Source organism: Candidatus Thiodiazotropha sp. LNASS1, from assembly GCF_964212655.1.
Lineage (GTDB): Bacteria > Pseudomonadota > Gammaproteobacteria > Chromatiales > Chromatiaceae > Thiodiazotropha.
In genome coordinates, this window is sequence record NZ_OZ156465.1 from 3,413,641 (window position 1) to 3,431,109 (window position 17,469).

A 17,469-nucleotide genomic window follows, 5' to 3' on the forward strand; every position below is an offset into this window, starting at 1 on the left:
AACAGATTGTTTTTTTACAAAATCATCCCCTGGTTCCCACACTCCTGCGTGGGAACGATATGAAAGATACACTCTGTGATGAATGTGGTTTTGGCTAAGCATGCTTACTCAAAGCCGCATATATTTTATCAATGAGAGTTTGGTTTAGAGCATTGCGACGATACTGGATGATGGAGTGGGGCGAGGATATCGTTGATCAAGCCCCGCCAGTATGTATCCATACCGGCGGGTGATAGGGCGCTTAGCTCATGTTGCTTGCGACAAAGTCCCAGTTGACCACCTTCCAGAACGCCTCCAGATAGGCGGGGCGAGCATTACGATAGTCGATGTAGTAGGCGTGTTCCCAGACATCGGCTGTCAGCAAGGCCTTCTTGCCTGAGGTCATGGGTGTGCCCGCATTCGATGTGTTGAAGATTTCCAGGCTGCCGTCTTCGTTCTGCACCAGCCAGGTCCAGCCGGAACCGAAGTTGGTTGCCCCGGAGGTGGCGAACTGTTTCTTGAACTCGCCAAAGGAGCCGAAGGCCGCATTGATGGCATCCGCCAGGGCGCCACCGGGCGCATTGTCATCGTTCGGGCTTCGCAGACAGTTCCAATAGAAGGTGTGATTCCAGATCTGTGCCGCGTTATTGAATACACCGCCGGATGATTTCATGATGGTATCTTCCAGGGAGGCGTTCTCAAACTCAGTGCCGGGTATCAGGTTGTTGAGATTGGTCACATAGGTGTTGTGGTGCTTGCCGTGATGAAACTCCAGAGTCTCTTTGGAAATGACGGGTTCCAGTGCGTCGATTGCATAGGGCAGGGCGGGTAGTTCATGTGCCATGGCATGGTGCTCCTTCTTTAGATATGAATTCTTGTTGTGATCCTCGTAATCGAGAGATCCGGTCTATAACCTAGTAGAATGGTCAGCTATTCTAGCGGTGCTGATCCCGGGATGCAACAGGGGGTGTTGTGGGGGAAAATAATACCACTCTTATTGGGTTTGAGTAGCCGGGTTTGGTGTGGCATAGCGTTTTATTGGCTCGGTAATATGGCTGGCATGGAAAATGTTATTGTGTGCATGCAATCTGGCCTCAGGTTTTGGATGAATGAAATAGTTGGAGGTTTATGGACGCGGTCGAACTGAGTATCTTCTCCTCACGCCTGGAGGCGGTTTGTGACGAGATGGGTGCGGTGCTGCGCAATGCCGCTTTCTCGCCCAATATTCGCGACCGGCTCGATTTCTCCTGTGCGGTGTTCGACGCCAAGGGCGAACTTTGCGCCCAGGCGGCGCACATACCTGTCCATCTCGGCAGCATGGCCTACGCCATGGCGGACATTGTCGCCAGGGTGGAGTGGCACGAGGGCGATATGGTCGTGCTCAACGATCCCTTCATGGGTGGCACCCATCTGCCCGATGTCACCCTTATCGCACCCCTTTTCCATGCGGGTCGCTTAACTGCGTTTCTGGTCAACCGTGCGCACCATGCCGATATCGGCGCCAGTTCGCCAGGTTCGATGCCGGTCTCCCGCTCCCTCGATCAGGAGGGACGTGTGATACCGCCGGGCAAGCTTATCAGGGGAGGGGCTCTCGATAACCGTTTTCTCTCCATGATCACGCGCGCCAATCGCAATCCTGGTGAGTCTGAAGGCGACTTCGCGGCTCAGATCAGCGCCAACAGGAGTGGTTTGAAACGGCTTGCACAGTTGATCAACGAATGGGGCAGGAGTGCCTTCCTGCTTGGATTGGAGGCGCTCAATGCCTATGCGGAGCGCCTGGCGAGGGAGGCGCTTAAACGGATACCGGCAGGTGAGTACAGTTTCAAGGATCTGATGGATGATGACGGTCAAGGCAATGGAGATATTCCAATTCAGGTCAGACTGGACGTGAAGCCGGAACGGATTCTGGTGGATTTCAGCGGTACCGCCGATCAGGTTCCGGGAAACATCAATTCACCCCTGTCGGTGGCCGCCGCCGCGGTCTACTATGTGTTTCGTTGTCTGATGCTGCCGCAAACACCGGCCTGCGCAGGCAGTTTCAGGGGCATCGAATTGCATGTCCCACAGGGCTGTCTGCTGAACGCCAAACGTCCGGCTGCAGTTGCCGCGGGTAATGTTGAGACCAGTACCCGGGTTGTGGATGTCGTATTGGGCGCCCTCGCCCAGGTATTGCCTGATGAGATACCCGCCGCCAGTCACGGCAGTATGAATAATCTGGCGATGGGGAGTGTCAGTGGGGAATTTCCCTGGGACTATTACGAAACCATAGGTGGCGGCATGGGGGCGGGAAAGCAGGGCGGTGGACTGCATGGTGTGCAGACCCACATGACCAATACACTGAACACGCCAATCGAGGTGATCGAGACGCGTTTTCCAGTCAGGGTCGTCAGCTACGGTTTACGTCGGGGCTCGGGCGGTCAGGGCGTCAGAAGGGGAGGCGATGGTCTGGTCAGGTGTTTCAGATTTCTCGCGCCGACTCAAGTAACGCTGTTGACCGAAAGACGTGTCCATCCACCCTGGGGGTGCGTCGGCGGTCAACCCGGTGAGGCAGGGATCAACAGCCATAACGGAACACCCCTGCCGGCCAAGATCGCATTGACGGTCGAAGCAGGCGATACTGTCACCATTGAGACGCCCGGTGGAGGTGGTTGGGGTGTCATTCCGGTTCGGCCGGCATGTTCTCATCCCGGGTCTTGACCAGAGGCGGGATGGCGCACCCCGGCTCCGGATTGTGCTGACTCGGCTTGTCTGCAGTTAAGCGAGAGCTTGTTTGTATTGGGGTGTGATCAAGCTCAAAGCCTCATGACTTTTTGTCACCATCTCTTCAATCATAGGTGCTACGGTTTCCGCACTCAGACCCGTCATCTTCCAGGCGAACGGGTTGATAGCCCATAGCATCTCTTCGATGTTAAGACCGACCATATCCCCGTTTGCGATAGCCTTGGCGATATGCACAAGGGACGTCTCCAGTTGATAATCGCCCGCCTGCTGAGGATGATCATGGTATCCGGCCACCGCTGCGAAACTGTCGGGCAGGCCCCATGAGCGCATCAGTTCGGAGCCCACATCCAGATGTGTGAAACCTAGAACCTCGGCCTCGGTCTGCGCCAGTATCCAGTTATCGCCGCCGGTGATATAGAGGATATCGGTGGCTTTTTCTGGCAATGTGAGATAGATCACCAGTCGCCCCACATCGTGCAGCAGACCCATTACGAAGAGCCGTTCGCTGTGCAGCACGTTAGATTCTTTAGCCAGGGTTTGTGCCATCACCCCGGTGGTGACTGAATGTTGCCAATACTCTGTCATGTCGACCAGCTGCTTGGGAATGCCGGTGAAGGTGCGCATGGCGGTGGCCGCCATGACAAGGTTCCGTAACTCGTCTGCACCGACGATGGTGATGGCGCGGGAGAGGGTTTCGATCTTAGCCGGCAGACCGTAAAACGAACTGTTGACCACGCGCAGCAGCCGGGCGGAGATATCGGCATCCTGACTTATGATATCGGCAACTTGTGTTGAGGAGTAATTGCCGGACCCCATCAGCTGATTCACGCGAATACAGATATCGGGCAGGGAGACCAGATGATCAAGATCTTTGACGAGCGTTTTTGGATCCATCATGCGTGTACCTCAGTTTGATGGGTGGAAAAATTCTTCTTTATCTTCTATGTACCGGCAATACTTACAAAGAATTTATGGATTTTATCAATGGTGGACTCTGGAAATGAGAACTGGTTAGACATTATAGACGACCTCTGACGGGATCAGGCTGGATCGGTCGGTAGATCGACCGCATCCGTAGAGCGGTTCTGTGCACCCTCAAGGTTGCTGTTCAATAGCGATAAAAATGCATCTCCATAGCGCTCGAGCTTGTGATCCCCTACGCCTGATATCAGTGCCAGCTGCTGTTTGTCCCTTGGTCTCTTTACCGCCATCTCTATCAGGGTTGCGTCGTGGAAGATCACATAGGCCGGCACCCCTTGTGTCTGTGCGAGTTCGAGGCGAAGGTTTCTCAATGCCTGCCATATGGCTTGATTGCTGTCGCTGATTTCAGCAATGCGGGGTTGTTTGCGTTGTTGTTTAGCACCCATTTTTCGTGCCTTGCGCAACATCAGCCGGGTCTCGCCCCGCAGCACCGGCCTGCTTGCCTGGGTCAGGCGGAGCCCGCCATAACCCTCCAGGTCGACAGTCAACAGGCCACGGGCAATCAATTGACGATATACAGTACGCCATTCGGTGGCAATGAGATCTTTACCGATACCGAAAGTACTGACCCGATGGTGGCCGAATTGCGATATACGGTCACTCTCCTTGCCCAGCAGGACGTCGATCAGGTGATTGACGCCGAAGCGCTGGCCGGTCCGATGTACGCAGGAGAGGGCCATCTGTGAGGCGATGGTGGCATCCCAGGTCTCGGGGGGCTGCAGGCACGTATCACAGTTACCGCAGGGGTGTTCGAGATGATCGTCGAAATAGGCGAGGAGCGTCTGGCGGCGGCAGGTGGTGATTTCGCAGAATGCCAACATCGCATCGAGTTTGTGGCGTTCTACACGTTTGTGCTGCTCGTCAGCATCGGAAGAGGCCTGCATCTGGCGTAGGGTGATGACGTCCTGCAGTCCATAGATCATCCAGGCATCCGCAGCCTGCCCGTCGCGGCCGGCACGTCCCGTTTCCTGGTAGTAGGCCTCGATACTCTTCGGCAGGTTGAGATGGGCGACAAAACGGACATCGGGTTTATCTATGCCCATACCGAAGGCGATGGTGGCGACGATCACCACCCCTTCGTCGCGCAGGAATCGGGTTTGGTGATGCTGACGGCTCCGGTTGTCCAAGCCGGCATGGTATGGGAGGGCATCGATCCCGTTTTCTTGCAGCCAGGCGGCGATCTCATTTACCCGTTTGCGAGAAAGACAGTAGACGATACCGGATTCGTCCGGGTGTTCCTGGTGGATGAATCGTAGCAGGCGTTGCTTGGCATTGCCGTCATTCTCGCTGATCTGATATCGGATATTGGGCCGATCGAAACCGGCGAAGAACTCACCGGCCTGCTGCAGGGCCAGGCGTTGTACGATCTCTTTGCGTGTCGGTTTGTCCGCAGTGGCTGTGAGGGCGATTCTGGGGGTTTCGGGGAAACGTTCGTGCAGCTGTGAAAGCTGTATGTATTCAGGACGAAAGTCGTGTCCCCAGTGGGAGACACAATGGGCTTCATCTATGGCAAACAGGGCAATCCGTGACTGCATGAGCAGATCGAGCATGCGGGGTGTCAGCAGTCGTTCCGGTGCGATATAGAGAAGGTCGAGTTCTTCCCGGAGGAGTTGCTGTTCTACCTGATGGGCCTCCTCGGGAGCCAGTGCCGAGTTGAGAAATGCGGCGCGAACCCCATATTGACGCAGGCTGTTGACCTGATCCTGCATCAATGCAATCAGGGGCGAGATGATTATGCCGGTGCCCGCTCTCACGATTGCGGGTATCTGGTAACAGAGTGATTTGCCGCCACCGGTGGGCATCAACACAATGGCGTCGCCGCCATCGATCAAATGGCTGATGATTCGATCCTGTGGCGGACGGAAGTCGGAGTAACCAAAGGTATGCCGCAGCACTTCACGTGCATGCGCCAAGCCAGGGTTTGTCGGAAGAGTCTCAGTCATCCGTGACATTATCCTTTCCTTTTTCTTGTGTGTCAGCGTTTTTCACACTGACCAATCAAGACAGTTCAGTACGGATCGAACTGCGCCTTATGGGACGGCAACTGTTGCCTGAAGCTGCACAGCCTGCATCGATAGGGTGGTGCATCAGCCCATGTCCCGCCTAATCCTGTACCAGTAGGATTGTGTACCAGGCTTGTTCCAATGTCACTACATATACAATGTTATGGCATGACACATAAAAGGGCTTGGTGTAGGCTCGGACGTGGGATTGTTATCCGGATTCAGTTTGTATGTGTGGACTCTGTGGTGAACTGCGTTTCGATGGTGGGCCTGCCGATCTGTCGGCTATCGAGAGAATGAACGAAAGATTGCGCCAGCGCGGTCCCGACCATGGCGGGAGTTATAGCGACGGCGCATTGGGATTCGGCCACCGGCGGCTATCCATCATCGACCTGTCCGAACACGCGCATCAGCCAATGCTGGATCAGGAGCTGAGTCTGGCACTGGTATACAACGGCGCCATCTATAACTACAAGGAACTCAGGACAACCCTGCAAGGGCTTGGTTATCACTTTTTCTCCAGTGGCGATACCGAAGTGATTCTCAAGGCCTACCATGCCTGGGGTGAGGATTGTGTCGACCGGCTGCACGGTATGTTTGCCTTTGCGGTATGGGATTGTCAACGGCAGCGTCTGTTTCTGGCCAGAGACCGTTTCGGGATCAAACCTCTCTACTATACCCAGAACGGGAGGCGTTTCAGATTCGCTTCCAACACCCAGGCGCTGTTGGCTGCGGGCGGTGTGGATACCGTAATCGATCCCGTTGCCCTGCATCACCAGTTTACCCTGCACGGCGTGGTGCCGGCACCGCTGACCATCTTTCGGGGTGTACGCAAACTGGCGCCGGGTCACTGTATGGTGATCGAAGCGAATGGTACGGAACGCATTCGCACCTATTGGCGCTATCCCGCCACCCGTCCCGAAGTGCCGTTATCGGACGGGGAGTGGCTGGAGGCGATACACGACACGCTTCGCGAAGCGGTGTATAAACGCAATGAGATTGCCGATGTGCCTGTCGGGGTGTTGCTCTCCGGCGGTCTCGATTCCAGCCTGCTGGTGGCATTACTGGCAGAGTCCGGCGCCAGGGATTTGAGGACCTTTTCAGTAGGTTTCGAAGATCAGCCGGAAGAGAAGGGGAGTGAGTTCGAATACTCTGATCCGGTGGTCGAGCGATACGATACCCAGCACCATAAGTTCCTGGTACCCAATAGCGAGGTGTTGAAACGGTTGCCTGAAGCGGTGGACAACATGGCCGAACCGATGTTCGGCCAGGATGCGGTGGCCTTCTATCTGCTCGGAGAACAGGTCTCCCGGCAGATCAAGGTGGTGCAGTCGGGGCAGGGGGCCGATGAAGTCTTCGGCGGCTACTTCTGGTATTCGCGCATCATGCAGGAGCACAATGGCGAAGCGGTGGAGAGATTCGCCAAACACTACTTCGACCGCGATCACGATGAGTACTTGCGCATGGTCAGTGCGGAGTATGGAGGCGCCGACTATACGCGGGAGCTGATTGCCGAGCGGCTCAGCATGTCCGATGCAGAGACATTGATCGACGCCGTATTGCATTTGGATCAGACCATGCTGATTGTCGATGATCCGGTGAAGCGTGTGGACAATATGACCATGGCCTGGGGATTGGAGGCGAGAGTACCCTTTCTCGACCACCACCTGGTTGAGCTGGCGGCTCGCTGCCCGCCTGAGCTGAAATTGCGCGAGGGAGGCAAATATCCCCTCAAGGCGATGGCCAGGGGCATCCTCCCTGACGCGGTAATCGATCGTCCCAAAGGCTACTTCCCGATGCCTGCCTTGAAATATGTGCGGGGTGAGTTTCTCGAGTTCATGCGCGGCATACTCGATACCCGGGAGGCGAGGCAACGGGGGGTCTTCCAGCAGTCATATATCGACATGCTGATGGCCGCGCCGGAGATGCACCACACCCGAATACGCGGCAGCAAGTTGTGGCATATCGCGTTGTTCGAGTACTGGCTGCAACGCAATCTTCATCAGGCAAGGAGTATAGGGTGAAGCGTTATTTGCTACTGGCTATGGCGGTATCTGTCAGCGGGTGTTCAGATCCGGTCGATGTCGCACTCTTCAACTACCAGGGTTGTCGCAAGCAGATGACAGTGGAGTTTATCGACCAGGGGAGTGATCCGGTTGCCGCCAACATGAAAGCTAAGGCCTACTGTGAAGAGCGGATGGAAAAGTAGGGAATTCTCTGTGTCGTGTCTATTTCTTCAAGGGAGGGATATCCGCCTTGGAGACAGCCAGTAATGCTTTTACCGCATCCGGGCAAAACTGCTTTCCGCTCTCAGATTCGATCATCTTCAATGCATCTTGTTTGCTGATCTCCTGCCGGTAACTGCGAGTCGAGGTCATGGCATCATAGGCATCCACTACGGAAATAATGCGCGAGATGACCGGTATCTCATGACCTTTCAAGCCATCCGGGTAACCACTGCCATCCCAATGTTCGTGATGATGCAGAACACACTCTGCGACCTCGTTGAGTAGCGGGTGTGCCAGGGTGCGTAGCATATTCGCACCGATACTGGCATGGGCCTTGATGCCATCGTACTCATCTCCGTTGAGCTTGCCGGGCTTGAGCAGGATGTTATCGGGTATGCCGATCTTGCCGATATCATGAAAACCCGCAGCCAGCGAGAGTACATTCATCTCGTGCTTTTGCAGATTGAGATGCTTACCAATTCGCTCCGATAGTGAGACAACCCTGTTGCAGTGTTCCAGGGTGTAGTTGTCCCTTGCTTGCAGGGCATAGTGGAGAATCGGTTCCAGTTTAAAACCGATATGATCTTCAAGCAATGAAACACTTTTTTGTAAATTGTCGATATCTTCCTTTTGTATCACAATTCTCTGCCAATTATGCAACCTGTATTCCGGTTAAGCTTAAGATTACTAAATGATTTTACGTCACTTGGGATCTATTTCAGTCGTTTAATTCCCTTGTTGTCGTTGTGTTCATTGTGGTTTTGCCTGCACCAACAATAACCGGCATTCATCGATTCGCCGGTAAGTGTATCTTGTCAGCTGCCTGCAGTTCGAATCAGACATGCCGGACCGGCATAGTTGGATCTGTGTCGACAACTTCTCAAGCCCTGTCGGGTCAAAAGGTGTACGCTTGGATTATTACGGGTTTTTTATCCCGGCACAAATAGATAGAATTCCCTGATAAAATCGTGTTTGAATCTTACAGTAAGCACCCCATATAGACACGATAACCCATATTGTGAGGTATACACGATGGATGTCTTGGACAGAATCAAAGAGCAGGTCGAGCACAATCCGGTAGTTATCTACATGAAGGGTACACCCCAGTTCCCTATGTGCGGCTTCTCATCCCGTGCTGCCGCTGCCCTGCAGGATTGCGGGGTGCCATTCGCCTACGTCAATGTGCTCGCCGATCAGGAGATCTTCGAGAACCTGCCGCGCTATGCCGATTGGCCGACCTTCCCACAGATCTACATCGATGGTGATCTGATCGGCGGTTGCGACATTACCCTGGAGATGCACCAGAGTGGTGAATTGAAGAAAATGATGGAAGAGGCGGCAGCCAAAGTTGCGCCGACAGGCGACGATCAACGCTAATGACCAAATGGGATACCCGCTTTCTCGGGCTGGCGGCCTATATCTCAGCCTGGAGCAAGGATCCCTCATCCCAGGTCGGCGCTGTTATCACCGATGGGAACCGCATCATCTCACTTGGCTACAACGGATTCGCAGCCGGTGTGGAGGATAAACAGGAGCGGCTGGGCGACCGCGACTGCAAGCTCAACCTGACCATTCATGCTGAAGAGAATGCAATGATCTTCGCCAAGCGTGATCTCACCGGCTGTACTGTCTATGTCACTCATCCGCCCTGCCCGCGCTGTGCATCAAAACTGATCCAGGAGGAGGTGGGGCGTATCGTCTACATCGCACCCAGTGGGGATTTTCTCTCCCGATGGGCCGACGACCTGAAACTCTCCAGCGAAATGTACCGCGAAGCCGGTGTGGAAGTCACCGGCTATGCAATGGAAGAGATCAACCACGACAATGCCCAGATCACCATTGCGCCGGGCGGATTTTTCAAGAAGGTGATGAACCTTTTTCTGCACAGTGATGATTGAGCGGCGCAGGGCCTGTTAACCGGTCGTGGTGGGCGCACGGTCGGGCATTAGTCAGTGATTCTAAAATTGGATTAGCTTTGCTCGTCTGCTAACTGTCCAGTAAATCGGTCAGTGCACGGAAGAGATCGGTTTCGGTGAGCATGCCGGCGACATGTTTGTCATCGCCGATAACCGGCAGACAGCCGATCCGGTTGTCGTTCATCTGCTTGGCCGCCGAGGCAAGGGGAGTGCTTGCAAAAGTGGTGAATACAGGGGTATGCATGACTTCGGCGATCTCCACCGGAGCCTCTTTGAAATAGCGGGCAGCGAGTTGAAGATCCCGTCGTGTCACGATGCCGACCACTTGGTTCTCGTTGTCTACAACCGGCAGGTGGTGCATGTTTTTCTTTTCCATGATCTCGAAAGCCAGATCATAATTATCCTCTTGCTGAACGGTGATGGGTGTGGAACTCATATAGTCGCTTACCAGCATCGGTATCTCCTCTGATGTATTGGTGTTATAGCCATCCAAGATGTGATGGTGAATCGTATATCTGAACTTTAGACGATAAAACACCTGTCTGCGTCTATCCGCCAACAGGTTGATAAAGTCTAAATGGCCCATGAGTGAATCCCGGCTGATGGATGAATATGAAAAGGGTCAGACGGGTACCCGCCGAAGTGGTCATGATTTTAGGCTGATAAATGTCCGGTTGGTAAATAACCTCTCCATCATTCCTGAAAAAACAGTATTTTTGTTCCATAATAAATACTTAGACTGGAAAAATAACCACATGAATAAGGGGAAGTTTGATGTCCAAGAAGAGTAAATCAAGTAATGCACTGCAAGACAAAATTCAGAAAAAACTTAAAAAAAGATTCACCACCTCTGACCATCACAAAGCCCTGAAGGCCAGGGTGGATGTGTTGGAGAAGGAGTTCAAGGCATTGCGAAAGCTGCTGGACGAAGGTGCCAGAAAGGCTTCGCCGGTAACCAAGCGACGTACCGTCAATAAACCTGCGGCGAATAAACCTGCGGCCAGCCAGTCAGCGGCCAAAAACAGGAATAATCTCCAGATGATTAAAGGCATCGGCGCTGTCATCGAGAAGAAACTACAGGAATATGGGGTTAAAAGTTATGCCCAGATTGCAGCCTGGAGTAGTGCGGAAATTGAGGATTTCTCACAAAGGCTGAACTTCAAGGGGAGAATCGAGCGGGAGCGCTGGGTCGAACAGGCAAAAGAGCTGATAGCCAAGTAGACTTTTAGTTTGGAGCGGCAATACTTGCTGTCAAGGAGGTCTCGATGTCCCCATTGAGCCACTACCCCCATATGATCGCTGCCGGGATCGAATCCGCAGGCCGAATGCAGGTGGTCGCGCCATTCGATCTGGCTCCGATCGCAACCATCGACACTGTGGATGAGAATGGTGTGGAGCAGGCCTTGACTGTTGCGCGTAATCTGTTTGATGAACGTGACGGATGGTTGGCGTTGTCGGATCGGATTGCAATCCTGAGGCGAACCGCCGAGCTGATGGCCGAAAGGGCTGAGTCACTGGCACTGGAAGCGGCAAGAGAGGGCGGCAAGCCCCTCATCGACTCACGTATCGAAGTGGCGCGTGCTATTGATGGTATTGCAATCTGCATCGAGACTCTGCGCACCGAAGCCGGTGAAGAGATTCCCATGGGGGTCAATCCTGCATCCAGCGGACGGGTCGCATTCACCCACCGGGAGCCGATTGGGGTGGTGGTGGCCGTCAGTGCCTTCAACCATCCCCTCAACCTGATTGTGCATCAAGTCGCTCCGGCGGTTGCCACCGGTTGCCCCGTGATCATCAAGCCGGCCGAGGATACCCCGCTCTCCTGTATGCGATTCATCGAGATACTCAGAGAAGCGGGCCTGCCTGCGGCGTGGGCGCAGGCGCTGGTCACCGCGGATCTGGAGGTTGCAGGGAAGTTGGTGACCGATCCCCGGGTCGATTTCTTCAGTTTCATCGGCAGTGCGAGGGTGGGTTGGCATTTGCGATCCCATTTGGCGCCAGGCACGAGATGCGCTCTCGAACATGGTGGCCTTGCACCGGTGATTGTTGAAGCCGATGCCGATCTCGACGATACCCTGCCGCTGCTTGCCAAGGGTGCCTTCTACCATGCCGGACAGGTGTGCGTGTCCGTGCAGAGGGTGTTCGCCGATCAGTCGATTGCGCGCCGTATCGCGGATGGCCTGGCAACCGAAGGAAACAGTATGCGAGTGGGCGACCCGACACTCGAGGAGACAGCCATAGGTCCGCTGATCCGGCCCCGTGAAGTGGAGCGAATCCATGCCTGGGTCAGCGAGGCGATAGAACAGGGCGCTGAACTGATCTGTGGCGGCCAACCCTTGTCGGAAACCTGTTATCAGCCGACAGTGCTCTACAATCCACCGGTGGACGCAAAGGTGAGTACCCAGGAGGTCTTCGGACCGGTGGTTTGTGTCTATGCCTATGATGATATGGATCTGGCCATCGATCAGGCCAATGCCTTGCCCTTCGCCTTTCAGGCGGCGGTCTTCAGCAATAACCTGCAGCGATCGCTGCGAGGTTATAAACGCTTGCACGCATCGGCGGTGATGATCAATGATTTCACCGCCTTTCGTGTCGACTGGATGCCCTTTGCGGGTTTGCGCCAGTCAGGTATGGGCGTTGGCGGCATACCCCATACCATGCGTGATATGCAGATTGAGAAGATGATGGTGATCCGCTCTGACGAGTTATGACTCTTTTTTCGCTGCCGGGTTGATATCTTCGACCCGGCAAACAAGGCTGCCCTGGCTGAGTCTGGCATTTACCCGGTCACCTCTCTCGACTTCGCTGCTGGCATGAAGGATATGGCCATCCTCTTCACGGCTGATTATGGCATAGCCCCGGCTCAGGGTATTCAGCGGGCTGAGGGTGTGCAGGTCTCTTGCCAGTTGGTTCAATTTCGTTCGGCTATCCAGAAGGCTGCGTTCCATGGCGCGTTGCAGCCTTTCCGCAAATAACTGATAGTGGTGGCGCTGATTCTCGATGCGTTGTTGCGGGGATAGGCGCGTGAGGCTGGACCACAGCTTTTCCAATCTGTGTTGCAAGTTAACGAGGTAGAGCTGCTGGGTTTGTCTGAGGCGCTGGTTGAGTTCGTCAAGCCGTTGAGCGCGTTGTTGCAGGCGTTGGCTCGGGTGTTGCCTGAGGAGACGGTTCCGGAGTGTGGAGAGCTGCTCCTGGTGATGTCGTAAACGTCTCGTCTGAATCAGGTCAAGACGTTGGCCTAGCTGGTGCAGCTGCTTCAACCAGGCTGCCTGGTCGGGAGATACCAGTTCAGCCGCCGCCGATGGCGTGGGTGCCCGTTGGTCGGCGACAAAGTCGGCGATGGTGAAGTCTATTTCATGGCCGATACCGCTGACCAGTGGAATCCTGGATGCATGAATGGCACGGGCAAGACTTTCGTCGTTGAATGCCTGCAGGTCCTCCAGCGATCCGCCGCCGCGACTCAGGATCAATACATCGCATTCATTACGCTGATTGGCCAGTTGCAGCATATGCACCATCTGTTGTGCCGCCCCTTCACCCTGGACCTGGACCGGATAGATGACCACAGGCAATGCGGGGAAGCGTCTCTTCAACACGGTGAGCAGATCCCGAATCGCAGCGCCGCTCGGTGAAGTGATAATACCGACCTGCCTCGGCATGCCGGGGATTGCTTGTTTGTGAGCAGCATCGAAAAGGCCTTCCGCTGCAAGTTTCTGCTTGAGCTGCTCAAAGGCAAGTCGCAAGGCCCCTTCTCCTGCCGGCTCCATATGTTCCGCGATCAGCTGGAACTCGCCACGTGCTTCATACAGGCTTACCTTGGCGCGCAGCATCACCTGCTGCCCGTTCTCCGGTTGAAAACGCAGTCGCTGGCGCTTCATGCGGAACATGGCGCAGCGAACCTGGGCGATCTCATCCTTGAGGCTGAAATAGATATGCCCGGAGGCCGGTTGAGCCAGGTTGGAGATCTCGCCACTGATCCAGATCAGCGGAAAGCTGTTCTCGAGTACCGAACGTGTTTCACGCACCAGGCGGGAAACCGTATAGATATCTCTCTGGGGAATGTCGCTGGTTGTCGTATTCAAGCTGGCTGTTTCTTCAGGCTGGATTCTAACGCTTCCGGTTGTAACGGACGGTCAAAGTAGTAACCTTGAAATATCCTGCAGCCATTGTCACGCAGAAATTGCAATTGTTGCTCTGTTTCGACGCCGACTGCAACAGCTTCGATCTCCATCTGATGAGCGATGGTAATGATTGTCTGTACCAGTTTGGCGTCTTTGGGGTCGCTGGCGATATCCCTGATGAAACTACGGTCGATCTTCAGTTCATCCAGTGGCAACTGTCTCAAGTAGGCGATAGAGGCATAGCCTATTCCAAAACTGTCGATACAAAATCTGACCCCAAGCTGCTTCAATGCGAGAATCTTCTGTTTCGCCTCATTGAGGTTTTCCGCCAGGGTGTTTTCATGGATTTCCAGGGTCAGCCTGTTCGGGTTGAATGAGGTCTCCCTCAAAATAGTCTTGACCTGATCGGTAAAACTGACCTGGTGAAAATGTATAGCGTTGATGTTGACTGCGATGCGTCTGAGATTGTTCGGTTCCTGCACCCATGGTTTGCTCAGCATCAGGGCATGTCTCAGCACCCACTCGCTGATCGGCAGGATCTGTCCCGATTCCTCGGCCGCGGGAAGAATGATATTGGGTTTGATCTCACCCTGTTGTGGATGATTCCAGCGCAACAGCGCTTCAGCGCTCACCAACTCTTCCTCGCTGTTGTACTGGGGCTGGAAATGGAGAAGTAACTGGTCGTTTGCCAGTGCCAGCCTGAGGTCGTGCTGCAGACGCAGATGCTCCTCTGCCGCCTGCTGCATCCCCGGAAGAAAGAAGCGGATGGTATTGCGACCGGCATCTTTGGCCCGGTACATCGCGGTATCGGCAAATTTGAGGATATCGTCAGCGGTTTCATTGTTCATCGGGAAAATCACGATACCGATACTGGGCGTGATGTGAAGTTCGTTACCGCTGATCGTAAAAGGCTCCGATATGGTCCTGAGAATCTTATTCGCACCTTGTTGGGCCTGCTGCGCCGCCAGCTGAGGGTCCCCGCTCAATTCAGAAAACAGCACCACAAATTCGTCGCCACCGAGTCGGGAGGCAGTATCTTCATCGCGGATCTGCTCAGTCAATCTAATGGCCACCTCCCGCAGCAGCAGATCCCCGATATTGTGTCCCAAGGAGTCGTTAATGGTCTTGAAATGGTCCAGGTCCATAAACATGACCGCGCCACGGTGGTTGTGTCGTAGGCAGCGAGCCCTTGACTGACTGAGGCGATCCAGCAATAAGCGTCTATTCGGCAGTTCGGTAAGGGCATCGAATGTGGCCTGGTGTTCCAGTCGGTCCATTGCGTGCATGCGTTCGATCTCGGCACTGACCCGGGCGGCGATAATATCCATCACATCCACCCATTCATGTTCCATGAACAAGGGTTTGCTCGATGTAACCCAGGCGATACCTGTTACCCTGCCTGTACGATCCTTGATAGGTGTGCCGGCATACCCCTGGGCCTTCAGTAAGACCAGATTCTCGTCGCCGGGAAACAGGTCTTGCACTCCCTGTGTGTAGAGCTGGGCACCATCTTTGATCACGACATCGCAGGGCGTTCCTGCCAGTGTGTATTCAAAATCATCAATGGATTTGTTGTTGACAATGGTTGCCAGGGCCTTGATACGGTTGTTACCGATCAGCTCGCCGATATTGGCCCCATCGGCATCGAACCAGCGGCAAAGTTCCTGTGCGACATGCTTGAAGAAATCACCGTCGGTGATGCCCACCATACTGCGCATTAGCGTATGCATGGTGTCGGCTGCCCGCTTTCGATCAGAGATATCCTGATGGGTGCCGCAGGCGCGAGTGGGGCGGTTGCTGCTCGGCTCATGTTCCACGGCGCCGCCTGAACCCTCGATCCATATCCAGCGGCCATCGCTGTGGCGCATTCGAAACTCTACGTTATAGGGAATGCCATCCTCGATATGCTGCATAATGATCGGCATCACCCGTTCTCTATCCGCTGGGTGTAGGCGGCTGCGCCAATCCTCGATATTGCCTTTCAGGTCGTCCGGCAACAATCCCAGCATATCCATCCATCTGCTGTTCACCGTCAACTCGTTTGTGGTCAGGTTCCAATCCCAGAAGCCCAGCGTGGCGCCTTTGATGACCAGGGAGAGTTGTCTTTCCGTATCCCGTTGCAGGCTGATGTCCATGATCGAGACAGGAATACGGCGAGCCTCGTCAATGGTGTGTGAGAGAGGAAAAGAGATCAGCAGCTGAATCGGTCTGCCATCGGCTGCAAGCATGGAGATCTCCGCAGTGAATACCCGTTTTTTTTCGCTGCTTGCGATGAGAAACTCCTTGAATGCGGTGAACACATCAGGCGTGTAGCTCTCCGGCAGCCAATGTTGCAGTTCATACAAAGTGTCGACGGCGAAAAGCCGCAGGGTGGCCGGGTTTGCGTTCACGATGCGGATCAGCTGAATATATTCAGCAAGCTCTTGTGGATGGTTGTCTAAATAACTGCGGATATCCTTCACGCCTGAGTCGGTGAGTTCCTGCAGTTTGATCAAGGCCCTGGAGCTGTCACCCTCACAGAGCGCAATGGCAACGCCGTTGAAGAACTGTCGATATTGTGCCTCCTGGGTAATTAGTTTTTGACTCTTGCGGCTGTGTTTCAGGCTGAGGATCTGCGCCAGGATAAACAGTGCGATGATCACAAGACTGCTCATCAGGAGCACCTGCAATATCCAGGTCGGTATCTTCTCCTCTATGGTTGTTTCCGGCTCGAATAAGCTCCTCAGGTTTTGTTGGTAGGCTGAAAGGTCATCGATTTTCATGATCGCCAAATGGTATTCCAGTCGTTTCTTTATATATTCGGCGCTGGGTGATTTTCGCGATATGGCAAGACGTATATCCTGAGGCATCAGTACAATGGGGCTGGCGATGGCAGGGTAGATATGACCCCGTGTAGCGCCAAACAGGCGGTTGACCAGGCCGGCGTCCGCGTTCCCTAGGGAGACGGCACGCAGGACCCTGTCATAGGTGTCGTATTCGATGAGATCACAGGTGATGAGGAACGATTCGCACAGGGATTCAAGACCACCCGCACCAGTGATATACACATCATCCCGCAATACGGCGATACGTTTACCGTCCAGGTCAGGAAACGACTTGACCGGTGACGTTTCAGGAATGAAAATCTGCGCCCAATTGCTGACAAGGCCTTGCTCGATGAACAAAAACTGTTGTTGTCTGGCTGTGTTGATTGCTACGGCCGGCAGCAGGTCTATCCTGCCGGTGGCAAGGCGCTGCAGGTTTTCGCTCCAGGTGCCGGCTACGTAATAGAGTTTCCAGCCCTCTTTGGAAGCGATTTCATTGAGAGTCTCTATGAACAGACCACCGGGACTCCCTGTCTGATTGAGAGTGACGAGGGGTGGATTGTTATAGATGCCGACTTTTAACAAAGTAGCCGACTGATCGGCTTGAATGGCGTCTACTAAAAGGATTGAAAAGAGCAGGAAATACCTTCCAATAGTATTGACAGCTCGTCTCCGCATAGTCGCAGTTCCGGTGAAATACAGTCCTTACCAGAAGC

At 54.3% G+C, this 17,469-nt stretch carries 14 protein-coding genes; 7 read left to right on the forward strand and 7 right to left on the reverse strand.

Translation table 11 applies throughout. The features are described 5' to 3' along the window. Positions 1-241 precede the first annotated feature (241 nt). Positions 242-823 carry a superoxide dismutase gene (locus AB8516_RS15075; protein WP_108289847.1) on the reverse strand — a complete coding sequence of 194 codons (582 nt, stop codon included), beginning with the start codon at positions 821-823 and terminating at the stop codon, positions 242-244. 284 nt (positions 824-1,107) lie between these two features. On the opposite strand from AB8516_RS15075, the gene AB8516_RS15080 reads away from it, so the two are divergent. After that, positions 1,108-2,676, forward strand: coding sequence for a hydantoinase B/oxoprolinase family protein (locus AB8516_RS15080; protein ID WP_369161882.1), 1,569 nt, complete (start codon positions 1,108-1,110; stop codon positions 2,674-2,676). 57 nt (positions 2,677-2,733) lie between these two features. Here AB8516_RS15080 and AB8516_RS15085 read toward each other — a convergent pair whose 3' ends face one another. Together AB8516_RS15085 and recQ are read right to left on the reverse strand one after the other, a co-directional pair. Next, positions 2,734-3,597, reverse strand: coding sequence for an HDOD domain-containing protein (locus AB8516_RS15085; RefSeq protein ID WP_369161884.1), 864 nt, complete (start codon positions 3,595-3,597; stop codon positions 2,734-2,736). 143 nt (positions 3,598-3,740) lie between these two features. After that, entirely contained in the window at positions 3,741-5,624 is a 1,884-nt protein-coding gene (gene recQ, locus AB8516_RS15090) for a DNA helicase RecQ (RefSeq protein WP_369161886.1), read from the reverse strand. Positions 5,625-5,914: 290 nt separating this feature from the next. Here recQ and AB8516_RS15095 point away from each other — a divergent pair, with 290 nt between their 5' ends. Further along, positions 5,915-7,708, forward strand: coding sequence for an N-acetylglutaminylglutamine amidotransferase (locus tag AB8516_RS15095; protein ID WP_369161888.1), 1,794 nt, complete (start codon positions 5,915-5,917; stop codon positions 7,706-7,708). Continuing rightward, a complete protein-coding gene (locus AB8516_RS15100; RefSeq protein WP_108289643.1) occupies positions 7,705-7,893 on the forward strand; it encodes a hypothetical protein in 189 nt (62 codons plus the stop codon). Before AB8516_RS15095 ends, AB8516_RS15100 begins: the two co-directional genes overlap by 4 nt. Positions 7,894-7,912: 19 nt before the next feature. Here the strand turns inward: AB8516_RS15100 and AB8516_RS15105 are convergent, their stop codons facing one another. Then, positions 7,913-8,551, reverse strand: coding sequence for an HD-GYP domain-containing protein (locus AB8516_RS15105; protein ID WP_369161890.1), 639 nt, complete (start codon positions 8,549-8,551; stop codon positions 7,913-7,915). 393 nt (positions 8,552-8,944) lie between these two features. Between AB8516_RS15105 and grxD the strand changes: the two genes are divergently transcribed. Then, positions 8,945-9,289, forward strand: coding sequence for a Grx4 family monothiol glutaredoxin (gene grxD / locus AB8516_RS15110; protein WP_108289641.1), 345 nt, complete (start codon positions 8,945-8,947; stop codon positions 9,287-9,289). Beyond that, positions 9,289-9,810: a dCMP deaminase family protein gene (locus AB8516_RS15115; protein WP_108289640.1), complete on the forward strand. Its 522-nt coding sequence runs from the start codon at positions 9,289-9,291 to the stop codon at positions 9,808-9,810. Before grxD ends, AB8516_RS15115 begins: the two co-directional genes overlap by 1 nt. 88 nt (positions 9,811-9,898) lie before the next feature. Here the strand turns inward: AB8516_RS15115 and AB8516_RS15120 are convergent, their stop codons facing one another. Further along, positions 9,899-10,414, reverse strand: a complete 516-nt coding sequence (locus tag AB8516_RS15120) for an HPP family protein (protein ID WP_108289639.1) — start codon at positions 10,412-10,414, stop codon at positions 9,899-9,901. 188 nt (positions 10,415-10,602) lie between these two features. On the opposite strand from AB8516_RS15120, the gene AB8516_RS15125 reads away from it, so the two are divergent. Then, on the forward strand, positions 10,603-11,049 hold the full coding sequence (locus tag AB8516_RS15125; protein WP_108289637.1) for a hypothetical protein: 447 nt from the start codon (positions 10,603-10,605) through the stop codon (positions 11,047-11,049). A gap of 44 nt (positions 11,050-11,093) precedes the next feature. Then, positions 11,094-12,539, forward strand: coding sequence for an aldehyde dehydrogenase family protein (locus tag AB8516_RS15130; RefSeq protein ID WP_369161894.1), 1,446 nt, complete (start codon positions 11,094-11,096; stop codon positions 12,537-12,539). On the opposite strand, the gene xseA is transcribed toward AB8516_RS15130, so the two are convergent. Next, entirely contained in the window at positions 12,534-13,910 is a 1,377-nt protein-coding gene (gene xseA / locus AB8516_RS15135) for an exodeoxyribonuclease VII large subunit (RefSeq protein ID WP_369161896.1), read from the reverse strand. The two genes, AB8516_RS15130 and xseA, sit on opposite strands and share 6 nt — an antisense overlap. Next, positions 13,907-17,431, reverse strand: a complete 3,525-nt coding sequence (locus tag AB8516_RS15140; protein WP_369161898.1) for an EAL domain-containing protein — start codon at positions 17,429-17,431, stop codon at positions 13,907-13,909. The genes xseA and AB8516_RS15140 overlap by 4 nt, the downstream gene beginning before the upstream one ends. Positions 17,432-17,469 lie beyond the last annotated feature (38 nt).